This is a genomic window from Micromonospora sp. NPDC005553, from assembly GCF_042871765.1.
Taxonomy (GTDB): Bacteria; Actinomycetota; Actinomycetes; order Mycobacteriales; family Micromonosporaceae; genus Micromonospora.
On record NZ_JBIAJD010000005.1, the window covers coordinates 59328 to 82295 of the forward strand.

At 67.3% G+C, this 22968-nt stretch carries 20 protein-coding genes; 12 read left to right on the top strand and 8 right to left on the bottom strand.

The window, feature by feature from the left end; translation table 11 throughout:
- Window positions 1-138 precede the first annotated feature (138 nt).
- Window positions 139-1278: a ThuA domain-containing protein gene (locus ACFYPG_RS21015; RefSeq protein WP_387353929.1), complete on the top strand. Its 1140-nt coding sequence runs from the start codon at window positions 139-141 to the stop codon at window positions 1276-1278.
- An 88-nt stretch (window positions 1279-1366) separates the two neighbouring features.
- Window positions 1367-4204: a PQQ-dependent sugar dehydrogenase gene (locus ACFYPG_RS21020; RefSeq protein ID WP_355007924.1), complete on the top strand. Its 2838-nt coding sequence runs from the start codon at window positions 1367-1369 to the stop codon at window positions 4202-4204.
- A 47-nt stretch (window positions 4205-4251) separates the two neighbouring features.
- Here ACFYPG_RS21020 and ACFYPG_RS21025 read toward each other — a convergent pair whose 3' ends face one another.
- The gene (locus ACFYPG_RS21025) at window positions 4252-5019 is read right to left on the bottom strand and encodes a helix-turn-helix transcriptional regulator (protein ID WP_355007923.1); all 768 of its coding nucleotides are present in this window, start codon (window positions 5017-5019) and stop codon (window positions 4252-4254) included.
- An 80-nt stretch (window positions 5020-5099) separates the two neighbouring features.
- Here ACFYPG_RS21025 and ACFYPG_RS21030 point away from each other — a divergent pair, with 80 nt between their 5' ends.
- Complete coding sequence (locus tag ACFYPG_RS21030) at window positions 5100-5486, top strand: nuclear transport factor 2 family protein (RefSeq protein WP_355007922.1); 387 nt, start codon at window positions 5100-5102, stop codon at window positions 5484-5486.
- On the opposite strand, the gene ACFYPG_RS21035 is transcribed toward ACFYPG_RS21030, so the two are convergent.
- Both ACFYPG_RS21035 and ACFYPG_RS21040 read right to left on the bottom strand, forming a co-directional pair.
- Window positions 5483-6427, bottom strand: a complete 945-nt coding sequence (locus tag ACFYPG_RS21035; RefSeq protein ID WP_387353512.1) for an acyltransferase domain-containing protein — start codon at window positions 6425-6427, stop codon at window positions 5483-5485. The genes ACFYPG_RS21030 and ACFYPG_RS21035 overlap by 4 nt on opposite strands.
- Before the next feature lie 29 nt (window positions 6428-6456).
- Window positions 6457-7041, bottom strand: a complete 585-nt coding sequence (locus ACFYPG_RS21040) for a hypothetical protein (protein WP_355007920.1) — start codon at window positions 7039-7041, stop codon at window positions 6457-6459.
- 344 nt (window positions 7042-7385) lie between these two features.
- Here ACFYPG_RS21040 and ACFYPG_RS21045 point away from each other — a divergent pair, with 344 nt between their 5' ends.
- From ACFYPG_RS21045 to ACFYPG_RS21055, 3 genes are all read left to right on the top strand, one after another.
- Window positions 7386-8303, top strand: coding sequence for an NAD-dependent epimerase/dehydratase family protein (locus tag ACFYPG_RS21045; RefSeq protein ID WP_387353514.1), 918 nt, complete (start codon window positions 7386-7388; stop codon window positions 8301-8303).
- A 321-nt stretch (window positions 8304-8624) separates the two neighbouring features.
- Window positions 8625-9185 (top strand): hypothetical protein, encoded by a 561-nt coding sequence (locus tag ACFYPG_RS21050; RefSeq protein ID WP_387353516.1) that lies wholly within the window; start codon window positions 8625-8627, stop codon window positions 9183-9185.
- A 32-nt stretch (window positions 9186-9217) separates the two neighbouring features.
- Window positions 9218-9826: a hypothetical protein gene (locus ACFYPG_RS21055; RefSeq protein WP_387353518.1), complete on the top strand. Its 609-nt coding sequence runs from the start codon at window positions 9218-9220 to the stop codon at window positions 9824-9826.
- 1090 nt (window positions 9827-10916) lie between these two features.
- On the opposite strand, the gene ACFYPG_RS21060 is transcribed toward ACFYPG_RS21055, so the two are convergent.
- Both ACFYPG_RS21060 and ACFYPG_RS21065 read right to left on the bottom strand, forming a co-directional pair.
- Complete coding sequence (locus ACFYPG_RS21060; RefSeq protein WP_387353519.1) at window positions 10917-11324, bottom strand: hypothetical protein; 408 nt, start codon at window positions 11322-11324, stop codon at window positions 10917-10919.
- 492 nt (window positions 11325-11816) lie between these two features.
- On the bottom strand, window positions 11817-12257 hold the full coding sequence (locus ACFYPG_RS21065; protein ID WP_387353520.1) for a VOC family protein: 441 nt from the start codon (window positions 12255-12257) through the stop codon (window positions 11817-11819).
- A 130-nt stretch (window positions 12258-12387) separates the two neighbouring features.
- Between ACFYPG_RS21065 and ACFYPG_RS21070 the strand changes: the two genes are divergently transcribed.
- On the top strand, window positions 12388-13284 hold the full coding sequence (locus ACFYPG_RS21070) for an aminoglycoside phosphotransferase family protein (protein WP_387353522.1): 897 nt from the start codon (window positions 12388-12390) through the stop codon (window positions 13282-13284).
- A 5-nt stretch (window positions 13285-13289) separates the two neighbouring features.
- Here ACFYPG_RS21070 and ACFYPG_RS21075 read toward each other — a convergent pair whose 3' ends face one another.
- Window positions 13290-14042, bottom strand: a complete 753-nt coding sequence (locus ACFYPG_RS21075) for an MBL fold metallo-hydrolase (protein WP_387353524.1) — start codon at window positions 14040-14042, stop codon at window positions 13290-13292.
- A gap of 883 nt (window positions 14043-14925) precedes the next feature.
- Here ACFYPG_RS21075 and ACFYPG_RS21080 point away from each other — a divergent pair.
- Entirely contained in the window at window positions 14926-15318 is a 393-nt protein-coding gene (locus ACFYPG_RS21080) for a VOC family protein (RefSeq protein WP_387353526.1), read from the top strand.
- Between the two features lie 209 nt (window positions 15319-15527).
- Here ACFYPG_RS21080 and ACFYPG_RS21085 read toward each other — a convergent pair whose 3' ends face one another.
- Entirely contained in the window at window positions 15528-16010 is a 483-nt protein-coding gene (locus ACFYPG_RS21085) for a hypothetical protein (protein WP_387353527.1), read from the bottom strand.
- 66 nt (window positions 16011-16076) lie between these two features.
- Here ACFYPG_RS21085 and ACFYPG_RS21090 point away from each other — a divergent pair, with 66 nt between their 5' ends.
- From ACFYPG_RS21090 to ACFYPG_RS21105, 4 genes are all read left to right on the top strand, one after another.
- Window positions 16077-16748 carry an SUKH-4 family immunity protein gene (locus ACFYPG_RS21090; RefSeq protein WP_387353930.1) on the top strand — a complete coding sequence of 224 codons (672 nt, stop codon included), beginning with the start codon at window positions 16077-16079 and terminating at the stop codon, window positions 16746-16748.
- A 113-nt stretch (window positions 16749-16861) separates the two neighbouring features.
- Complete coding sequence (locus ACFYPG_RS21095) at window positions 16862-18037, top strand: helix-turn-helix domain-containing protein (RefSeq protein WP_387353529.1); 1176 nt, start codon at window positions 16862-16864, stop codon at window positions 18035-18037.
- A gap of 204 nt (window positions 18038-18241) precedes the next feature.
- Window positions 18242-18541 carry a hypothetical protein gene (locus ACFYPG_RS21100; protein WP_387353530.1) on the top strand — a complete coding sequence of 100 codons (300 nt, stop codon included), beginning with the start codon at window positions 18242-18244 and terminating at the stop codon, window positions 18539-18541.
- Window positions 18542-18750: 209 nt separating this feature from the next.
- Complete coding sequence (locus ACFYPG_RS21105) at window positions 18751-19284, top strand: hypothetical protein (RefSeq protein WP_387353531.1); 534 nt, start codon at window positions 18751-18753, stop codon at window positions 19282-19284.
- A 162-nt stretch (window positions 19285-19446) separates the two neighbouring features.
- Here the strand turns inward: ACFYPG_RS21105 and metH are convergent, their stop codons facing one another.
- Entirely contained in the window at window positions 19447-22947 is a 3501-nt protein-coding gene (gene metH / locus ACFYPG_RS21110; protein ID WP_387353931.1) for a methionine synthase, read from the bottom strand.
- Window positions 22948-22968 lie beyond the last annotated feature (21 nt).

Sequence of the window (22968 nt, forward strand, 5' to 3'; positions counted from 1 at the left end):
GCGGCCCGGCTTCCGCACCACCGCCACCATGGCCCCTGGCCTGCCCATGCGCACCGGCCTGAGGTCGACGCTCAGCAGAGGAGCAACACCATGCGTTCCCGTCCCCGCCTGTTGGCACTCGTCACCGGCCTGGCAGTCATGCTGGCCAGTCTGGTCGCCCTGCCGACACCCGCCTCGGCGGCGCCACTGACCAAGGTGCTGGTGTTCAGCAAGACCGCCGGCTTCCGGCACTCGTCGATCCCCAACGGCATCGCCGCGATCCAGCAGCTCGGCTCGGCCAACGGCTTCACCGTGACGTCGACCGAGGACGCTGCCCAGTTCACCACCTCCAACCTGGCCCAGTACCAGGCGGTGGTGTTCATGTCGACGACCGGCGACGTCCTCAACGCCAGCCAGCAGACGGCCTTCGAGTCGTACATCGCCGCTGGTGGCGGCTACGTCGGCGTGCACGCCGCGGCCGACACCGAGTACAGCTGGCCGTGGTACGGCCAACTGGTCGGCGCGTACTTCGACTCGCACCCGGCGATCCAGAACGCGACCGTGCGGATCGAGGACAACACCAACCCGTCGACGGCGCACCTCGGGGCCACCTGGGTCCGCTCCGACGAGTGGTACAACTACCGCACCAACCCCCGGTCCACCGCTCGGGTCCTCGCCAACCTCGACGAGTCGTCCTACAGCGGCGGCAACATGAGCGGCGACCACCCGATCACCTGGTGCAAGGCGTACGGCGGCGGACGGGCCTGGTACACCGGCCTGGGGCACACCGAGGCGTCGTACACCGACCCGAACTTCACCCGGATGCTTCTCGGTGGCCTCCAGGTCGCCGCGGGCTCCGTGACCGCCGACTGCTCGCCGCGCACGACCACCCCGCCGCCCACCGTCAGCGGTTCCACCCTGCGGGCCCGCGCCAACAACCAGTACGTCAGCGCGCCCAACTCGACCACCGCTCTGATCGCCAACAAGACCTCGGTGAACACGAGCGAGCGGTTCGACCTGGTCAACCTCGCCAACGGCAACGTGGCGCTGCGGGCCAAGAGCAACTCGCAGTACGTCGCCGCCGAGAACGCCGGGGCCGCCGCTCTGATCGCCAACCGGGGCAGCGCCGGCGCCTGGGAGACGTTCCAACTGGTCCGCAACTCCGACGGCACGGTGAGCCTGCGGGCCACTGTGAACAGCCGGTACGTCTCGGCCGACAACGCGGGCGCCTCCCCGTTGATCGCCAACCGGACCTCCATCGGCCAGTGGGAGAAGTTCGACCTGGTCACCACCAGCTGACCTGCTCCCCGCCCCTTCTTCACCACCCCCACCTGGTCGTGGTGCGCCCCCGCGTGCCCGCACCCCCGGTCGTCGAGAAAGGACGATCATGCTCTCCTATCCCCGGCGCTGGTCCCGGGCCCTGGTCGCGGCGGTCACCACCGTCGCGAGCGTGGCCCTGGCCGTGGCCGCAGCCCCCACCGCCGCCCAGGCCGTGGTGATTCCCGCCAGCGACTATCAACAGGTCAAACTCGCCACCGGCTCGGCCGAGCTGGGTGAGGCCATGTCCCTGGCCGTCCTGCCCAACCGCTCGGTGCTGCACACCGCCCGCAACGGCGTGCTGCGGGTGACCGACGTGGCCGGCAACACCAAGACCTCCGGCACCCTGTCGGTCTACACCCACGACGAGGAGGGGTTGCAGGGCGTCGCAGTGGACCCCGGCTTCGCCACCAACCGGTGGATCTACCTGTACTACTCCCCCACGCTGAGCACCCCGTCCGGGGACGCGCCGACCACCGGCTCGCAGTCGGACTGGGACCGGTGGAAGGGGCACCTGCGGCTGTCGCGGTTCACCCTCAACAGCGACGACACGCTCAACCTGGGCAGTGAGAAGATCGTGCTCCAGGTCGCCAACGACCGGGGGCAGTGCTGCCACGTCGGTGGCGACCTGGACTTCGACGCCGCCGGCAACCTGTACCTGACCACCGGCGACGACACCAACCCGTTCGAGTCGTCCGGCTACGCGCCGCTTGACGAGCGGACCAACCGCAACCCGCAGTTCGACGCCCAGCGCACGGCGGGCAACACGAACGACCTGCGGGGCAAGCTGCTGAGGATCAAGCCGCAGTCCGACGGCACGTACACCATCCCGTCGGGCAACCTGTTCGCCCCCGGCACGGCCAACACCCGGCCGGAGATCTACGCGATGGGTCTGCGCAACCCGTTCCGGATGAGCGTCGACAAGGCCACCGGAGTCGTGTACCTCGGCGACTACGGCCCGGACGCGGGCAGCACGAACTCCAGCCGGGGTCCGCAGGGTCAGGTCGAGTTCAACCGCATAGCGTCGGCCGGCAACTACGGTTGGCCGTACTGCACCGGCGCCAACACGAGCTCGGAAACGTACAACGAATACACCTTCCCGTCGGGGCCGTCGCAGTCCAAGTACAACTGCTCGGGCGGGCCGACCAACAACTCGTTCCGCAACACCGGGCTCGGCACGCTGCCGGCGGCGAGGGCAGCGTGGATCAAGTACGCCGGCGACTCCGGTTCTCCGTCGGAGTTCGGCAGCGGCTCGGAGTCGCCGATGGGCGGGCCGGTCTACCGGTACGACGCGTCGCTGAACTCCAGCATCAAGTTCCCGCAGTCGCTCAACGGTCAGTTCTTCGCCGGCGAGTACGGTCGCCGTTGGATCAAGGCCATCGCTGTCAACTCCGACGGCTCCCGCGGGGAGATCTCCAACTTCCCGTGGTCCGGCACCCAGGTCATGGACATGGCCTTCGGCCCGGACGGCGCGTTGTACGTGTTGGACTACGGCACCGGGTCGAACAACCAGGCGCTGTTCCGGATCGAGTACATCGGCGGCGGCAACCGCAATCCGATCGCGGTCGCCTCGGCGAACCCGACGTCCGGGGCCAACCCGTTGACGGTCAACTTCTCGTCGGCCGGCAGCTCGGACCCCGAGGGTGGGGCGCTGAGCTACCTGTGGACGTTCGGTGACGGCACCACGTCGACGGCGGCGAACCCGACCAAGACGTACACCACGAACGGCACGTACTCCCCCACGTTGAGGGTCACCGACCCGAATGGCCTGACCGGCACGGCGAGCCTGGTCATCACCGTGGGCAACACGGCCCCGACGGTGACGCTCACCTCGCCCGCCGACGGGCAGCTGTTCAACTTCGGTGACACGGTGTCGTACCAGATCTCGGTGAGCGACCCGCAGGACGGCACGATCGACTGCTCCAAGGTGAGCCTGACGTACGCGCTGGGCCACGACAGCCACGCCCACCAGATCACCTCGAAGAACGGGTGCAGTGGCTCGATCACCCTACCGACCGACGGCGAGCACGACTCGGCGGCGAACATCTACGGGGTCTTCGACGCCGCCTACACCGACAACGGCGGGCTGACCACGCACAGCATCAAGACGCTGCAACCCAAGCACCGCCAGGGTGAGCACTTCGGCGCTCAGTCCGGCGTCCAGGCCACCGACCACACCAGCGCCGAGGGTGGCCGCACCGCCGGATTCATCGAGAACAACGACTGGATCTCGTACCAGCCGTACAACCTGGCCAACGCCAACCGCATCACCGTGCGGGCGTCGTCGGCCGGCGCGGGCGGCACCATCGAGGTCCGGGCCGGGTCGGCCACCGGCTCCCTGCTGGGCACCGTCACGGTGCCGGTGACCGGCAACTGGGAGACGTTCGTCGACGCGTCCGCCACGATCAGCAACCCGCCCACCGCGTCGACGACGCTGTACCTGGTGTTCAAGGGTGGGTCCGGCTACCTGTTCGACGTCGACGCGTTCACCTTCGCGACCGGCACCGGTAGCACCACGCCGGTGAGCACGCTGCGGGCGCAGGTCAACAACCAGTACGTGTCGGCGGTCGGCACCACCGCGTTGATCGCCAACAAGGCCAGCGTCGGTGGCACGACCGAACAGTTCGACCGGGTGGACGCCGGCAACGGCAACATCGCGCTGCGGTCGCGCGCCAACGGGCTCTACGTCTCGGCCGCGAACGCGGGCGCCAACCCGTTGGTCGCCAGCGCCACGGCGATCGGATCGTGGGAGACGTTCCAGCTCATCAGCAACTCTGATGGGACGGTGAGCCTGCGCGCCACGGTCAACAACCAGATCGTGTGCGCCGAGAACGCCGGGGCCGGATCCCTGATCGCCAACCGCACGTCGGTCGGGGCCTGGGAGAGGTTCATCCTCACCACCGGCTGACCGGGAATGTGCACGGGGCCCGGCCTGGTAACCGACCAGGCCGGGCCCTACCGTGTGAAGTAGGCGGCGCTCTCCGCGTCCGCGGGGTAGTAGGACTCGACGGCGATCTCCTCGATCGTGATGTCCGTCGGGGTGCCGAACGTGGTGATGGTCGAGAAGAGCCGCAGCTCTCGGTCACCGACCCGGAGGATCATCGGGAGCACTACGTCGGCGTCGAGGCGGTGGCTCGTCGGCTCCTCGGGCTGGGGGCTGAGCAGCTCCTCGTAGAGCGCGGCGAGCGCCGCGTCCGGAGCTGCGGCGAGCTGGCGTGAGATCCGGCTGCGGAACACCGCCCGCACGTCCGCCAGGTTGACGACCAGCGAGGCGAGCCCGCGCGGGTCCAGGCCGAGCCGGACCAGGTTCACCGGTGGCCGCAACAGGTCGGGGGCCACGTACGCGAAGAACGGGTCGACCGCACGGTTGGTCAGCAGGATGTTCCACCGACGGTCGAAGACGAGCGCCGGATACGGTTCGTGCGCCCGGAGCACCCTGCGGACCGCGCCGAGGGCACCCGACAGGGCGGCGTCGTCGAGCGGGCGCTGCGCGTACCGGGGCGCGAAGCCGGCGGCGAGCAACAGGTGGTTGCGGTCACGCAGCGGGACGTGGAGCTGCTCGGCCAGCCGGAGGATCATGTCGGCGCTCGGCGTGGACTTGCCGGTCTCGACCAGGCTAACGTGCCGAGCCGAGACGTCGGCGGCGATCGCCAGGTCGAGTTGGCTGAGCCCTCGGCGCTTGCGCCACTGCCGCAGGAGTTCCCCGACCGCATACACGATCATGACCCTACTCATCCTCGCTCGGGGCGCCATGAAGTGCGATGTCATCGACAACCGTCCGGGCCGGGGAAACACTTGCGCCCATGACCACCGAGAACAAGAGCATCGTCGGACGTGCGTTGGCGGGGCTTGTCGACACCGGCGACGTAGACACGCTCGCCTCGTACCTGAGCGAGGACTTCACCCATCACCGCTCGGATTCGACGACCTCGACCAGGGCGCAGTGGCTCGCCGCGGTCAGCGCCGCGCTCGGCCCGACCACCGGCATGCGGGTCGACATCCTGCACCTGCTGGCCGACGGTGACCACGTCGTGGTGCACTCGCGACGCCGACTCCCCGACGGAGGGCCGGAGATCGTGGTGGTCGACGTCCTGAGGATCGCCGACGGATTGATCGCGCAGGTGTGGGAAGTCATCGAACCGGCGGCCAAGGCCGCCGCCAACGACGCGTGGTGGGACGCGGATGCCTAGATCGGAAAGCGGCCGTGGCGCCAGTGCCAGTGGCCGCCGGCCCGCAGGTGGTCGATGATCGCGCGCTGGAGCACCGTGCGGCGCGGCAGCTCGTCGAACGGCGTGGTCAGGGTTCGGAACCCGAACCGCAGGACCTCGATGTCGGCGTCCGGCCCCGCGGCCTCGTCGTAGGGCTCCACCTCGAACCGGCGCTGGAACCGCACGATGTTGGAGTCCTCGGGGAGGTACTCCCGCAGCTGTGGGTCGAGCAGCCACGACGCGCAGGAGAACGCGGTGTAGCGCTCGTCGGGGAAGTGCCGGGGAAAGAACGCGCGGGCCTCGTCGAGGGACGACGCCACCGCCTCCGGGGTCAACGGCCCCGAATCGGGGACGTGCAGCCCGATCGCGCCGTCACCGCGCTGGTGCTGTAGCCGGCCCAGCTCGTAGACGCTGCCGCGCGAGTGCAGCGTCAGCCAGCTTTGCATGATCGGCCAGCCCTCGCCGCGCATCCGCCGGTCGATGGCGAGGTTGCGGCCCAGGTCAGCCAGGGTCACCCAGGTCACGGCGTCGGGGATGCCGTGGTCGCTGTGGTACCCGCGCACCACGTCGACAAGGGCCAGGTACGCGTACACGTAGAGGTGCCGCCAGGCAGGCCCGCGCTCCCGGGGCAGCTCGGGACCGGGCGGGAGCCAGTCGTAGCCCGCGAGGTCGGCGCGGACCAGGGCGATCGAGCGGTCGAGCAGCCAGCGCAGCTCCGGAGTCCACAGGGCGGAGCCGGGGTCGGGCCAGCCCGCCAGGATCTCGGCGGCGTCCTCCGGCGGCACGGTGAGCCGGTCGAGGATCGCTGGTGCGTCGGCCTTGGCCGGCAACGGAGCTGACGGACCGTCACCGGCGAGCCGGTGCACGCGGTCGACGTCCTCGACGGGCACTCCGAGCCGGCCGGCGATGTCGTCCAGATTCACGCCGACGACCCTACCGGTGGGCGAGCGTTTCAGGAGCCCGCCGGAACTCCGGCGTCGAGCTGCCCGATCATCGGCGCGAGGAGGTCGTTGAGTTCCCGGGCCAGCACCGCCACGGCCCGGCGCGCCGCCGCGGCAACCTCGTCGTCCGGGCCGTCGGGCGTCGGCGGCAGGTCGTCGAGCGGGACCGGCGCCTCCACCTGGAGCAGCGCGCGCAGATGCGGGCGGCGCGTCTGGTCCTGCTCGGTTGGTGTGGTGAACTGGCCGAACAGCCGGGGCCAGTCCTGCCAACCACGGTCGCGCTGCCACTGCTTGGTCCAGGTCAGCTCGGCCGGCCAGCGGGAGGCCACTGTCACCGCGCAGACCAGGCTGCCGTCCCACGGGCTACGCGCGCAGGTCGCCGAGATGATCCGCCGGTGCCAGCGCACGAAACCCGGCGACAGCTCGGTGGCCAGCCGCCAGGCGGTCACCGCGAACGCCACGGGCGCGAAGTCACCCCAGGTGTCGGCGAACTCGTCGATCCGGCGAAACACCTCGGCCTCGTACCGGCCACGCCCGTCGGTGCCGTGCTCACGGTCGAACTGCTCGTCCAGCCAGAAGGCGCGCGGATCCGGCATCCTCAACCCCCGTTTGTGAGAAATTCTCGGACACACGGTGGCGCATCACCCAGTCAGGCAACCGTCACTGACCGTGTGCAACATGCCTACTGTGGACCCTCCATCCGAGCCTAGCGTCTGTGCCAGGACGCCGGAACGCATCGGCCGCACCGCCCACCGAGGAGGTCCCGTGCGAAGCACGCTCGGATTCGTCTCGGCCGGTGTCACGCTGCTCGCCGCCGTCACCGTCGTGCAGCCGCAGGCTACCGAGGGCGAGCCACTGCACGGCCTGGTCGGCCAAGGAGTTCACCTCGGTGGCACTCTTGGGTTGACAGGACACCGGTTCCAGAGTGGACGATGCCACCGTGCGAATTCTTGTGGTGGGTGGCAGTGGCCTGATCGGCGCGCACGTCGTGGACGTGCTGCGGGAGCGTGGTCAGGCCGCTACCACAGTGGCGCGTACCGCCCAGCCGGGCATCGACCACCTGCTCGACGTCGGGTCCGCCCCGGTCGACGAGCTGCGGCAGTTGCTCGCCGGTCACGACGGCGTCGTCTACGCCACCCGCACCGACGAGCAACGGCCGCTACCCAAGCCGATCTATCCCGAGTTCCGTCGAGACAACGTCGACCCGGTGGTACGCCTGTTCACCGCCGCCCGCCTGGAAGGTCTCACCCGGGGCGTGGTGATGGGCTCCTACTACACCTACTTCGACCGGCTGCACCCCCAGTGGCGCCTCGCCGAACGGCACACGTACATCCGCTGCCGCCTGGAGCAGGCCCGGGAAGGGCGGGCGGCGGCCGGCGAGGGCCTGCCGGTCGCCGTACTCGAACTGCCCTTCGTCTTCGGTCGGGCCGGCGACCGGCTGCCCAACTGGGCCGGTCCGCTGGACCGGTGGGCCCGCGCGCGTACCCCGCTGGTCGCCCCGACCGGCGGCAGCGCCGCGGCCTCCGCGCGCAGCGTGGCCGACGTCGCGGTCGACGCCCTGGAGCAGGCCAGCGGCGCGGACCTCCCGGTCGCCGACGAGAACCTCACCTGGCACGACATGATCGCCCGCATCGCCGCGGCGGTGGGCCGACCCCGCCGGGTCGGTCGTCTGCCGGCCGGCGCGGCGCGGGCCGCGCTGCGACTCGGCGGCGCGGCGCAGGCCCTCGGCCGCAAGGAGTCGGGCATCAACCCCAGCCACCTCCCCGACCTGCTGCTGGCCGACCTGTTCATCGAACCGACCACCGGCCGGCCGCTGGACCCGGCCCTACGTGAGACCTTCCCGATCCGCGCCACCTGACCCCCACTACCACCGGGATGCAGGGGTCTCAGCCGCCCGCGAGGCCCTTAGGTTCCTGAGGTCGCGGGCGGGACCGAGCGGCGACGGCTGATTACGTCGTCAATGTCGTCGATGGCGAACATGATGCGCCGAATGCCAAGCGTGTTCGCCGGCACGTTCCTCGGCTCCGCCCCTGATCGACGACGGTCGGTGGAACATCGCTAACTCGACCCTGCCGTGACCGTCCGGGTCCGCAGCATCGCTCGTCGAAACGGGTGGCTGCCCCTAGTGCTGACGGTCCCCAAACGACGATGATGATACGACGTATATGCGAGGGAGAGCATGGAGATCATCAAGCTCGTGGTGGCTGCGCTAACGCCACTCTCAGTCGCGCTCATCGGGGTGATGCTCACACTCTCAACGCGACGCTTCGAACGCAGCCACTGGCTGAACCAAAAGCTCGTCGAAAAGCGCATCCAGCTGCTAAGCGAGGCACTTCCGAGACTGAATGACTTGTATTCATATTTTTACTTTGTTGGCGACTGGGCAGTCTTTTCTCCATCAACTATGCTACGCAACAAGCGAGAACTCGATCGCCTGTTTTACGGCTATCAAGCATTCTTCACATCAACTGCGGTAGCCGAATACAAGAACTTTATGGATACCCTGTTCACGACATACGTAGCACCGGAATCCGACGCCCGACTTCGGACCAGTAATTCCTCTCGCCACGGCACTCGCAGCAACGTGTATCCCGGGAAGTGGGAGGCAGCGTGGGATCTAATGTTCGTTGACGAGGCGGATCAGAGCGACTTTGATCTTATCAAAGAGCGATACCATAAATTGCTGTCATGCTTAGGCAGTGAGGTTGGCATCACAACTTCAGAGAAGAGCAAGAAATGATCGTTCAGTGGTGCTGCAAAGGCTTCGCTAACATGAGCGATGTCGATGCACGGAGCATCCTCAGCGACGGCACCGGGATTCGCTGCCGGAGTTGGCTGATTATGGATCCTGAACCATTTCCGATAGATGAGAATTTACGACGACTAACTGAAAGAAACCTCGAGCTGCACATCAACAACTACAGCTACCGCGATCCCGTCTCAAATGTGCCATTTCACGATGTGACACCATTTATCTCGCTTTCAGCGGGCTGCGTTGAACGCGACGTTACCCTAAAGACCAACGTGACCCACACAGCACTTCGAACGGCCTTAGATTTTGCTACCACCGATTACACCCAGCCCGGTCGTCCACGATGCCCTGGATGGGTCTTCTACTGCTACGTTCTGGTAAGTGCGAACCGCGCAGTTGCAATCCCGGGCGTTGCCGAGGAATATCGAGAGCTTAATCATAATCGGGCGTTCTCGCAATGGTATTGGCAGGGCGAGGTGGCGGCAAAGATAAACGTTCCATCGGCGCAAATCCTCTGCGCGGTCCACTGGACACCAACTGCCGGAGGTGACCTGATGGCGGATGACACGTTAGTGAACCTTGCGTTCACGCATCCGGCCGCCGTGATCAACGAGCGGAACATGCTGTGAGTTTGCCGCCAGAGTTGTGGGCTGCGTTGCGCCTAGAAGGCGATGTGGTCCGCGCCAGGGCCGCCTTCTTCACCGCCTATGCAAGAAGAGAGTCATTGTTCGATGCCAACATCTTAGTTCAGGCTCTGCAAGACGGGCCAATCGCTACGGGTCACGGTGCGGTCGTAAGTCTTTCAAGCTCAGAAACGGTAGGACCCGTTGCCAAGCTTCGGCAGAAAATCGATGAGGTGGGCGATAGGCCACAATACCCACCCTGGGTGGATGTCGCCGAGCGAGCCGATGCTCTTCGTCAGGCTGCCTTGGCCGAGTTGCTGTACGACACGCAAGCCGGAATCCGGACGTTGCTGCGCTCGGCGGAAGAGTACCTTCGTCTCGGGCTCCCATTTGGCGCCTTCCTCAGGGCCGCTTGCACGGAAGCAGAAGGTGATGCGTTCACGGCTGGACAGCGACTGGGCTTCATTTTAAATCCTCAGATCCCGATCGAGCCACACGAGGAGGGGATGATTTCCCTCGAGGATGCTCTCCGCGCTCCAGCACAGCAGGTTGCCGCCCTCCTGACTGCAATGTCGCTGACAGACGCTATCTACGAGTTTAGAACAATCATTGAAACTCTGCCTGCAGCCGCGCAGTCCGCAAGCTCGGCACCAATCGGTACTACGGCGCAACCGTTGGCCATCTGGTGGGAGTGCGGGCATCGCCTTTTTGAGTTGGCGCTAGGGCGCGCTGAGGCCCGGGAAGATTTCCGGATACTCGTTATGGCAATCGCAGCAGCTCACGGTAACCAGCTAAGGAATGCACAGTACGACGGCTACCACTGGTCCGCGGCAGCCGCTCGGGTGGACCTAGTCGACTTGGACCTAGCCGGGCTTGTAGCGATCTCCGCGCGGCTCCTGCGTCAACTAAGGGAGCCGAGCTGGGACATGCCACAGGACTTCGGTGGCCTACCATTTCTGTCACAGATATCAATTCAGGTGGGGCTCAACATCGCGGACGCAGGCGGTGAGCAAAGCGACCTGTTTGACCCGGACCCTCGGCCCCACCCTGGACCCGGCATTGGCCGACAAGCCACCTCCACACGAGGACAGGATTTCTACTCGTAGTCTTCCTCGTGGTCGATCCGAACGACGATTTGCGAAGTCCTGCCCGACTTTGTGGCTGACCGGGAGCCAGAAGATCCGGAGAGATCATAAGTGCCCTCGACAGCCGCAAGTATTGGCCCAACGTGACGGTGAGCAGCATCAAAACTCAATGGTTTGCCGTCACGCTCGACGTCGAGAAGAACTGCTTTGAGCTCATTGATCATGGGCGAGACCAGATTGTCACTGCCAAGTACCCCCAGCGATTCATCAGCGCACCTATCGAGGGTCCGTAGCTCGGCAGTGTTTAGTGGGTCCGAACGCCGATCTGGATCGTTGAAGTTCTCCTCAAACTTCGCCAACACGCGCACAAGGACCTTGGCACGAGCGCGCTTAGCATGCCAGTCGTCATCTCGTTGCATCGTGCCTCCGCAGTGGAGCGCAGACGGCGAACGGCCATGAACTCATTCAACATCATGGCCGCCACGAGAGGCCTCACGTGAAGCTCGACTGAAGCTGACGTAAAGATGACAGCCGGTTCACTGCTGCCCCAAGTGTTTCTTACCGACGGCACCCTACGGCTACGGGAGCAACGTGGCGTTGTTGGGTAAGAGTTGGTCGCGGATCAGGTCGCTCGGCGGTTGCGCCTGGGCTATCCCGACGGCGAGGCGATGCGGTGTTGGACGATGCAATATACACCTTGGTGTGCGCGTTGCTACTCGGAGGAGGTTGGCGCGGCAGCACCCGCGTTTCGCCTAGTACGTTCGGCCGCTTCACGGGCACCGGAGATCTTGGGAGCGAGATTCATCGATCACAGGTCTGCCGCAGCCCGGGATTCCACGGCTGAGCATGGGGCCGTCTCCGCCGCCCGCGAGGCCCTGAGGTCGCGGGCGGGACCGGGCGGCGGCGGCCCGTCAGCGCAGCTGTTCGGCCAGGCCGACGACGATGCCTTCGGGGCCCTGGACGTAGCAGAGCCGGAAGATGTCCTCGTACCGCTCCACCTCCCCGACGAGTTCGGCGCCGTGGCCGCGCAGCCGCGCGATCACGTCGTCGATGTCGTCGACGGCGAACATGATGCGTCGAATGCCGAGCGTGTTCGCCGGCGCGTTCCTCGGCTCCGCCCTGATCGCCGCCGGTCGGTGGAACATCGCCAACTCGACCTTGCCGTGGCCGTCCGGGGTCCGCAGCATCGCGACCTCCTGCCGGACGTCGTCGATCCCGATCACACGCTCCACCCAGCGCCCCTCGACCGGTCCCCGACCCTCCATCTCCATGCCGAGCTCGACGAAAAACGCGATGACCGCGTCAAGATCGTCGACAACAATGAGGACGTTGTCCATCCGCTGGATCGCCATGCTGGATCTCCCTCGTCTGGTGCGGTCGCCGTTGCCGCATCCTCCCTGAGACGGAGCCACGTCAGCGTTCTCGACATCCGGGCTGACCAACTGTGTGCCGTCCCGCCGACCAGAATCGGAGATCTTCCGCATGGCCATGCACGACGACGAGTTAGCCATCACCGATGACGTCGTCCGCGAGCTGATCGCGGATCAGTTCCCTCGGTGGGAGACGGCACCGGTCCGGCGCGTCGCGTCGAACGGCACCGTGAACGCCATCTTCCGCATCGGCGACGATGTGGCGGCCCGGTTCCTGCTGCGGCCACGCGATGTCGCCGTGGCCGCCGAGCTCCTCGAGCGGGAGGCCGAGGCCTCCCGACGCTTCGCCGGACACAGCCCATTCCCGGCTCCCCGGCCCATCGCGATCGGCAACCCCGGGAAGGACTACCCCCTGCCGTGGTCGGTGCAGTCGTGGGTACCGGGAAGCATCGCCCCCGTTGACATCGACGGGTCCGTGGAACTCGCCCGTGACCTGGCCCACCTGATCAGCGCGCTTCGGGCCACCGACACCCAGGGCCGCCGGTTTCAGGGCGACAACCGTGGTGGCGACCTACCCGACCACGACGAGTGGGTCGAGGAATGTTTCGGAAAGAGCGAGGGTCTGCTCGACGTCCCGACGCTTCGGCGTCTGTGGAGTCACTTCCGGGAACTGCCGCGCACGTCGGCCGACGTCATGTCCCATGGCGACCTGCAGCCGCTGAACGTCCTGGTGGCCGACGGCCGGCTGGTGGGTGTGCTCGACACCGGCGACTTCGCGCCGGCCGATCCCGCCCTTGATGCCATGTGTGGCTGGTACTTCTTCGACGATGCGTCCCGAGCGGTGTTCCGTGACAAGTTGGGTTGCGACGAGCTGGAGTGGGAGCGCAGCAAGGCATGGAGCTTCCAGCAGGCTCTCGGTGCCATCTGGTACTACGTCGAGACCAACCCCGTCATGTACCAGATGGGCCGTCTCGTCCTTGACCGGGTCGTGGCGAACACAAAGGTCTGAGGCGGTCAGTTGGCTGGGATCCCAAGCATCACTGCGAGCCCTTCCTGAGCCGCCAGTACTGCGCCCTCGAACTCCGCCTGCGCCGCCGCCACTGCGGCTGCCCGGTCATTGCCTGGCCAGAAGTGGGTGAGCATCAGGCGGCGGGCACCCGCCCGGCGTGCCCACAGCCCGGCCTCGGTGGAGGTCATGAGGTTCCGGCGGGAACGACCGCTCTCGCCGTCGTGGTCCGTCGCCTCGACAATGAACAGGTCGGCGTCGCGGCCCAGTTCGGCAAGCGCGGGAGTCGGCCCCGTATCCCCGGAGTAGGCCACCACGATTCCGTCGGCCACAAGCCGGATGCCGGCGTTGGGCACGAAGTGCGGCAGAGACAGCCCGGTCAGGTCGAACGGCCCGACCCGGTAGCTGCCGGGTAGTGGGTGCAGGTCGAAAACCGTGCGCAGGTCGACATCGGGCTCCAGGCCGCTGAGCCGGTCAAGCACACCGGGCGGGCAGAACAGCGGCAGCCGTGGGCCGGCGGGCTGACCGTAGAACCGCATCCTGAACAGACCGTGCAGGTCGACGCAGTGATCCGGGTGCTCGTGGGTGATGACGACGGCGTCCACCGCACCATCGGGCCAGTGCCGGAGCAACCGCGGCAGTGTGGCGTAGCCCAGGTCGAGCACCACGCGGTAGCCGTTCCAGTCCACAGCGAAGCCGCTACAGGCACGGCCTGGCTCGGGAAAGGCACCGCAACTGCCGAGCACAGTGACCTGTCGCATCCGCACAGCTTGTCATCGCCTCAGCTGGGATGGGCACCGCTGGTATGGGATGCCGCCCGCCGTGAGCTTCCGGGAGACGCACCGGCTGAACGGCGACTCTGGTCCCGGACCAGCATCGCCGTGACCTGCTGTCGGCCCGCTACGGCGTAGCTCTTGGTAACTAGTGATCTGAGCGCTGACGCCGACGCAGCAGCACGGCTGTCACCAGGTAGCCAACGCCAAGCAGTGCTGCCAGCACGGCGATGATCGCGGACCAACTGATCGGCTCCCCGATGGCGAACACCCAGTACGCCACAGCAAGTAAAGACCAGACGCCCCCGAGGATGAACCCCTGCCTGGGCGTTTTGGCTGTCTGCCACCACGGGCTACCGATCGCTCCCACGTATTGAATCCTGCCCTTGGTACGGCGAATGGCACAAGGCAGGACGGCTTCGGCGGCTGCTCGCAGCCAGGGGCCGACGTGCCCCTCGTCCGCGTTGCAACGCGCTGACCCGATGACGTCATGGTGCCAAGCCCCGACGCCAGGCCGGATAAAGCCTGAGCCCGCAGCCCTTGACCCCCATGCAACAAGCAGGCCGGAGCCGCCACCTCTCCATCACCTGGAACACCATCAACCCGTCCCGCGCAATCGAGGATCCCTACTTCCGCGAACGCCGACGAACTGCACCCGAGACCGACGATCGTCTAGCCGGAAGTGTCGGTGCGACAGTCGTCCGCCAGGTGATCTACGACAGCCGAGAGCCCGGGTCGCGGCTTGATCACCGTGCTCGACCACCGTGTGCGTTAGGTTACGTCGTCCAGTTTGTCGAGCGCGCCGTCGTGCTGGTCGTCGTATCGGTGCGGGCGCGTCCAGCAACCGCCGGCACGGGCCACAGGAGGAGACATGTCGGACGAGATCAGGCTCAGTGCGGTCACCCTGGACTGCCCGGACGCCGTCGCCTTGGCGGGGTTCTACGCCAGCATCACCGGCGGAACCCTGACACACGCCGGGGACGGCTGGGCATGCGTGCTGAGCCCGGCCGGACGGATCAACTTCCAGACTATGCCCGGATACACGCCACCCACCTGGCCCGACCCCACCTCGTCGATCATGATGCATCTCGACTTCATGGTCGTGGACCGAGACGCCGCCGAGGCCCGCGTGCTCGCTGCCGGAGCAACAAAGTACGACTTCCAGCCCAACAGCGAACAGTGTTACGTCTACGCCGACCCGGCGGGCCACCCGTTCTGCCTGACCACCTGGGAGGCCACCGCTACGCCAACTCAGCTCGGCTGACCGACCGGGCTCGGTGAGACCCTGGCCGCCGAGTTCCCTCGGGAAGAAACCGCGGTCACCGACGCCATCTGCTGCGCAGACATGGAGGCCGGACCGTCCCCACCTGGGACGGCTCCTCCACCGCTGCCGGCTACCTGCGTCTCGTCCGCTGGCGTCCATCCCGATCGTCACTCAGATCAGTCACCAGGGCGAGTTGCAAGATCCTTGCATCAGTCGTCGTCGGTGACTGTGAAGGGCGCGTAGCCCTCCCCCACCTCCGTCACGTCAAGGTCACTGAAGATGAGAGTGACGACGTGAGCGTTCATTCTGAGGCGGACCTCGTGAAAGGGGATGCCGATCTTTTCAGCCCACGACCGGGCACGCTCGGAGTCTGCCACCACCTCCGCACCTGGGTAGAGCGGCTGCCAACGCACCGCCCACACGAAGCCGTCCAGGTCCGGGCCGATCTCCCGGTCAGTCAGTCGCTCGTCGAGCGAGCAACGCCAGGTATCGGGACTCACCTCCGTATGCACCTCGGCTGCAACGCAGTACTTGAAGAGGTAGCGGAGGTGGACGGGTGGGATGCCGGTATGCGGGTCCGCGGTGACGTAGGCGATGACTTCGTAATCGCGGATGTAGTCGGTGTACCCGTGATGCACGATCGCGTCGTCGAAGATGTCATCCAACGCCTGGCTGAGCTGCGCGAACTCCATGCCCCGTTCTACCACCCGACGGAACACCGTCCTGGCCGGGACGGTCGAGCAGAGGAGTTGAACCACGTGGTCGGCAGCTCGGCTGTGATCGGACAGTTGACATGCAACGCGGTTTCGCCAGGTGATGTACGACAGGCGTGCCCGTCATCCAGGGGCGACAGTTTGCCGACGACGAAACGTCCTGCTCGGACTACCCTCGTCGGCGTGCCGGTTGATGATCTTCCGCTGCCTCCCGCGTTCGAAGCGGTGGCGGCCTGGGCTGGTACCGGGCGGGTGGTGCGTGCCACCGAGCTGGATGTGGCGAAGTGGTGGCTTCCCGACCAGCAGAAGGCCGCACTGGTCTCCTGTGGTGTACCGCTGATCGATGGCCTTGTCGGCGCGGTGTCATTCAACGCAGAACCGACGATGTACCGGTTGGCGAACTCCGACGACCCGCTCTCGGTGTACGGTGCCGCGCCGGGGACCGGCGAGGTGCAGATATGGTCGCCGGACGGCAGCGCCGAATTCGTCAACTCCACGATCGTCCACTGGCTGTGTTCGCTGCACATAGTGGGTATGTGGCTCACCAACTCAACCGTCATCGACCGCTGGGACGAGGACGGACAGGCCGAAGAGCAGGCGCTCACGGAGCTCGCCGACCTGTTGGAACGCATCAGGGACCTTGACCCGCCCGCGTTCGGGGACGGCGACCACACAACCCACTTCTGGCCCGGCGTGCTCGACCGGTGGCTCTACTGATCGATTACTGCAATAGGTGACCTGTCACGACACTGCGGGTAGCGTGGTCCACGGTGGTGCCGCCGGTAGCGGTCGGCGGCCCACCACCCAGACCGCTACCTGGGAGCACAGCCATGACGTCCCACGTCGACCCGCGCTTCGGTGCCATACTCCGGCAGCTCCGTGAGGAAACCGGCCTGTCCCTGCGGGCACTCGCGCAACTCACTCACCGGGGTAAGAGTCACCTTCACGAACTCGAAATCGGCAGCAAAGCGCCCACCGTCGACACCGCCCAACACCTCGATCAGGTGCTCAACGCCGGTGGTGCGCTCGCCCGGCTGGTCACCGCGCCCATCGACCACGAAGCTGAAGCCGACGACCTGCTGCAACGCATTGCTGCCAGCGACGTCAGCAACCACACCCTTACCCGCATCGAACAAGGCGTCGACGACCTCGCCAGCCTGTACCCCACCACCGCCCCGGCCGACCTGCTGCCCATGGTGCGCCAACACCTCGCTTACGTCGGCAGGCTGCTCGCCGGACGAGTCACCCTCGCTCAACAGCGGCGCCTCGTCGTCGCCGGTGGGTGGTTGGCCGTGCTGCGGGCCACCGTGCACATCGACCTGCAACAGCCCGGCGCCGCCAGCGCCCACCTCACCGCCGCTTCCGGGCTCGCCGACCACGCCGATCACCCGGAGATCCTGGGCTGGTGCCTCGAAACCAGGGCGTGGGAGGTGCTGACCATCGGCGACTACCGGGGTGCCCTCCGCCTGGCCCAGCAGGCGCAGGAAGTGGCCCCCGTCGGTAGTTCCGCCCATATCCAGGCGACAGCGCAGGAGGCGCGGGCGTGGGCGCGAATGGGCGACGTCCGTAAGACACGGCAGACGTTGGACCGGGTTGAACGGTTGACCGCGAACCTGCCGACACCGGAGAGGGCGGAGCACCACTACCGGTACGACCCGTCCAAGGCTCAGGCGTACATGGCCACCACGTTGGCGTGGGCGGGTGACCCGGGCGCGGAGCGGGTGGCTCGGCAGGTTCTGGCGCATCTGGATCCGCGCGGTGACGGTGGAGAACGGCCGCGACGGTCGGCGTCGGCTCGCCTCGATTTGGGGTTGGCGCTCGCCTCCTCCGGTCGCCCTGATGAGGCGTCCGTGTTCGCCGCGGAGGCGGTGGCGTCGGGGCGTGTGGTGCCGTCGAACTGGTGGCGGGCGCGGGAGGTGTTGCGCCGGGTGGAGCAGTCGGGCGCACCGGAGGCTACCGACTTGCGGGACGTGTTGGAGCAGTTCAAGCCCACCGCTGGCAGGTAGCGGACAGGTTCGGCGATCAGCGGACAGCCGTCGCCTTCAAGTCATCATTGACCGCCCGTAACGTCCCGTTTACGGACGGCGGTGACGAACATCCGAACCCGACGCGATGTGTGCGACCGTCGCCGCCGTTCCGCCGAGAGGCGGGGGCGTCCGTGCCGGGAGTGACCGGGCGCCCTCCAGCCAGTGACAGAGGGGGCAGCGTTGATGTCGGAGGTACCAACAACCGTGCGGGCGGGCAGCGCCCTTCACGCGGAACGGTCGGTGGCGGCACTGGACAGTCGACTGGGTGGCGAGCACATGCCCCGCCGGCCGCAGTGGGACTGTCAGGCATGCGAGCAGTCTTGGCCGTGCGACCCGGCGCGGGTACGCCTGGCAGAGGAATTCGGCACCAACCGGGTCAACCTGTCCATGTACGTCAGTGGCCTGCTCGATGTGGCCTTGGAAGAGTTGCCGACCGTCGCCACCGCCGACCTGTACGACAGGTTCGTGGCCTGGACCCGCTGACCTGAGCCCCGCCAGCCTGGTGAAGGGCTGGCGGGGGGTCTCGTTGCGGCCTGCTGCTGGGGAAGGGCAGGCCGCCTCGGCTGGCCTGTCCCGTCACAGGACATGCCCTCGCCTGGCGTTCCACCAGACGCCTGACATGATCGCGACACTCGCGTGAAGAGAAGTCGCCCCGTTTCCTGGCGCACCGGTCAAGGACAGTCGAGGAGGTCATGGTGCAGCCGGACAAATTCGACACTGCTCGCCGTCGCTTTCCAGTGGGCGAGCACATCAGGGGCGAGGTCGTCCTCATACCGAAGCCCGGAGCGATCGGGTTGATGGTGGACGTGGGCCAGGAAGCAGAGGGCTTCGTCGACGTCCTGGTCCTGCCGCACGAGCCGGCTGACTGGCCTGCGGTGGGCACGGTGACCACGTTCGAAGTTCTCGAACACCGAACGGGTCAGGTTCGCCTACTCCCCCTCGACGAGCGATTCCGTTCGCAGACCTACCTGCCCAGCAGCCTGAGCCACCAGCAGTGGACGTCGATCAAAGCACGATTTCCGATCGGCTCCGTGGTGACCGCGACCGTCACTCACGTCTTCGTGTCGAACAGGGAGTGCGTGGTGAGGTTCGAGGATTGCTGGTCATCCCTGGAATGGAACGGCGACGCTCCGAAGATCGGCGACACTGACAGGTACACGGTCACCCGGCACCTGGACGTCACCCGACGGGTCATTCTCACACCAAGCGCCGCAGAGCCTGGTTGACCCACTGCCTCCGCCAGGCGACCGAGACGTCGAGCACGAGGCGACGAGACACGCTGGCAACCCGGCCAGACGCCGAGCGCCGACCGACGCTCGTCGCACGACCGGGCTGCGACTGCCCACGGGGACCGCATACATGGCCACCGCGCCTAGTGACGGCCGCCCTTACTTGGCGTTGAAGTAGTTGGCCTCCGGGTGGTGGACGACAATCGCGTCGGTGGCCTGCTCCGGCATGAGCTGGAACTCCTCGGACAGCTCGACCCCGATCCGGTCCGCGCCGAGCAGATCCATGATCTTCGCCCGGTCTTCCAGGTCGGGGCAGGCCGGGTAGCCGAACGCGTACCGGCAGCCCCGGTAGTCGTTGTGCAGGATGCCGGCCAGGTCCGCCGGGTCGTCGTGCCCCAGCGGGCGGCCGTCGGGCAGTGTCATCTCGGCGCGGATGCGCTGGTGCCAGTATTCGGCAAGGGCCTCGGTGAGCTGCACAGAGAGGCCGTGCACCTCCAGGTAGTCGCGGTACTCGTTGCGGGCGAACAGCTTCGCCGCGTACTCGCTGACCGGCTGGCCGACGGTGACCAGTTGCAACGCGACCACATCGAGCTGGTCGCCCTGGGGCCTGAAGAAGTCCGCCAGGCAGAGCCGCCGCTCCTGCCGCTGCCGCGGGAAGGAGAACCGGGCGCGCTCCGCGTGCCCGTTCTCGTCGAGCACCACCAGGTCATTGCCCTCGGAGTACGCGGGGAAGTAGCCGTACACCACGGCTGCCTCAAGGACCTGGTCGGCGATCAGCCGGTCCAGCCAGTACCGCAGACGCGGCCGGCCCTCGGTCTCGACCAGCTCCTCGTAGGAGGGTCCGCTGCCACCCCGGGCGCCGCGCAACCCCCACTGCCCGGAGAAGGTGGCCCGCTCGTCGAGCAGCGCCGCGTAGTCGGCCATCGGCACGCCCTTGACGACGCGGGTGCCGAAGAACGGCGGGGTGGGCACCGACACGTCGCCGGCCACGTCGGAGCGGACCGAGGAGTCGTGCAGCTCCGGCAGCGACGTGGTGACCATGGAGCGCTGCCGTTCCCGGCGCGCCCGCCGGGCCGCGAGAGCCGCCTCCCGCTCCGGGTCGATCACCGGGGCGCCGCCGCGCTTGGCCGTCATCACCCGGTCCATCAGGGACAGACCCTCGAACGCGTCCCGCGCGTAGTGCACCTGCCCGGGGAACGTCGACCGCAGGTCGTCCTCGACGTACGCGCGGGTCAGCGCCGCCCCACCCAGCAGGACCGGCCAGCGTTCCGCGACCCCGCGCGTGGCCATCTCGGCCAGGTTCTCCTTCATGATGACAGTGCTCTTGACCAGCAGCCCGGACATGCCGATCGCGTCGGCGCGGTGCTGCTCTGCGGCGTCCAGGATGGCGCTGATCGGCTGCTTGATGCCGATGTTCACCACCTCGTAGCCGTTGTTGGACAGGATGATGTCGACCAGGTTCTTGCCGATGTCGTGCACGTCGCCGCGCACTGTGGCGAGCACGATGCGGCCCTTGCCGCCGTCCTCGATGGTCTCCATGTGCGGTTCGAGGTAGGCCACCGCGGTCTTCATCACCTCGGCGGACTGGAGCACGAACGGCAGCTGCATCTGGCCGGAGCCGAACAGCTCGCCGACCACCTTCATGCCGTCCAGCAGGATGTCGTTGATGATCGACAACGGGGACCGGCCGCCGGCCATCGCCTCGTCCAGGTCGGCCTCCAGGCCGTTGCGCTCACCGTCGATGATCCGCCGCTTGAGCCGCTCGTCGAGCGGCAACGCCGCCAACTCCTGCGCCCGGCTGGCCCGGGCGCTCGTCACGTCAACACCCTCGAAGAGTTCGAGGAAGCGCTGCAACGGGTCGTACCCCTCGCGGCGTCGGTCGTAGACCATGTCCAGCGCGACCTCGCGCTGCTCGTCGGGGATCTTCGACATCGGCAGGATCTTGCTGGCGTGCACGATCGCGGAGGTCAGGCCGGCCTGCACGCACTCGTGCAGGAACACCGAGTTGAGCACCTGCCGGGCCGCCGGGTTGAGCCCGAACGAGATGTTCGAGATGCCGAGGGTGAAGTTGATACCGGGGTAGCGGCGGGAGATCTCCCGGATCGCCTCGATCGTCTCGATGCCGTCGCGGCGAGTCTCCTCCTGCCCGGTGGCGATCGGGAAGGTCAGTGTGTCGATCAGGATGTCGGACAGGTCCATCCCCCATCGGCCGGTCAGGTCGTCGATGGTGCGCGAGGCGATGCGGACCTTGTCCGCTGCGGTGCGCGCCTGCCCTTCCTCGTCGATGCACATCACCACCACTGCGGCACCGTGCTCCCGGATCACCGGCATCACCCGCCCGTAGCGGGACTCCGGGCCGTCGCCGTCCTCGAAGTTCACCGAGTTGACCACGCAGCGGCCGCCGAGCATCTCCAAGCCGGCCTCGATGACGTTCGGCTCGGTGGAGTCCAACATGATCGGCAGGGTGGACGCGGTGGCGAACCGACCGGCCAGCTCCCGCATGTCCTGCGTGCCGTCGCGGCCGACGTAGTCCACACACAGGTCGAGCAGGTGCGAGCCGTCCCGTGCCTGACTGCGGGCGATCTCCACACAGGCCCGCCAGTCGCCGGCGAGCATCGCCTCCCGGAACGCCTTCGAGCCGTTGGCGTTGGTCCGCTCCCCCACCATCAGCACCGACGCGTCCTGGGCGAACGGCACCGGGTGGTAGACCGAGGAGACGCCCGCCTCGTGCCGCGGCTCCCGGACCGGGGCGGTGACGCCGTGCAGCCGCTCGGCCAGCACCCGGATGTGCTCCGGGGTGGTGCCGCAGCAGCCGCCGACCAGCCCCACGCCGTACTCGTTGATGAACCGCTCCAGGGCCTCGGCCAGCTCCACGGGAGTCAGCGGGAAGTACGCCCCGTCGGCGGTCAGCACCGGCAGGCCGGCGTTCGGCATCACCGACAGCGGGATGCGGGAGTGCTGCGACAGGTAACGCAGGTGCTCGCTCATCTCGGCCGGGCCGGTCGAGCAGTTGAGCCCGATCAGGTCCACGCCGAGCGGCTCGATCGCGGCGAGGGCCGCCCCGATCTCGCTGCCGACCAGCATGGTGCCAGTGGTCTCCACCGCCACGTGGCAGATGATCGGCACCGTCTGGCCCAGCTCGGCCATCGCCCGCTTCGACCCGACCACCGCCGCCTTGACCTGGAGCAGGTCCTGACAGGTCTCGATGATCAGCGCGTCCGCGCCGCCGACGATCAGACCCGCGGCGTTCTCCTGGTAGGCGTCACGCAGGGTCGAGTAGGCGGCGTGCCCGAGGGTGGGCAGCTTGGTGCCCGGCCCGATCGAGCCGAGCACGAACCGGGGCCGCTCCGGGGTGCTGGCCGCGTCGGCGGCCTCCCGGGCGATCCGGGCGCCCGCCTCGGACAGCTCGCGGATGCGGTGCGGGATGTCGTACTCGGCGAGGTTGGCGAGGTTGGCCCCGAAGGTGTTGGTCTCCACGCAGTCTGCGCCGACGGCCAGGTAGGCGTCGTGCACCCCGCGCACCACGTCCGGGCGGGTGACGTTGAGGATCTCGTTGCACCCCTCGAGCCCGTCGAAGTCGTCGAGCGTGAGGTCCGCGGCCTGAAGCATCGTGCCCATCGCGCCGTCGGCGATGAGAATGCGATCAGCCAACACATCCATCAATGAAGTCCGCACCCGTTC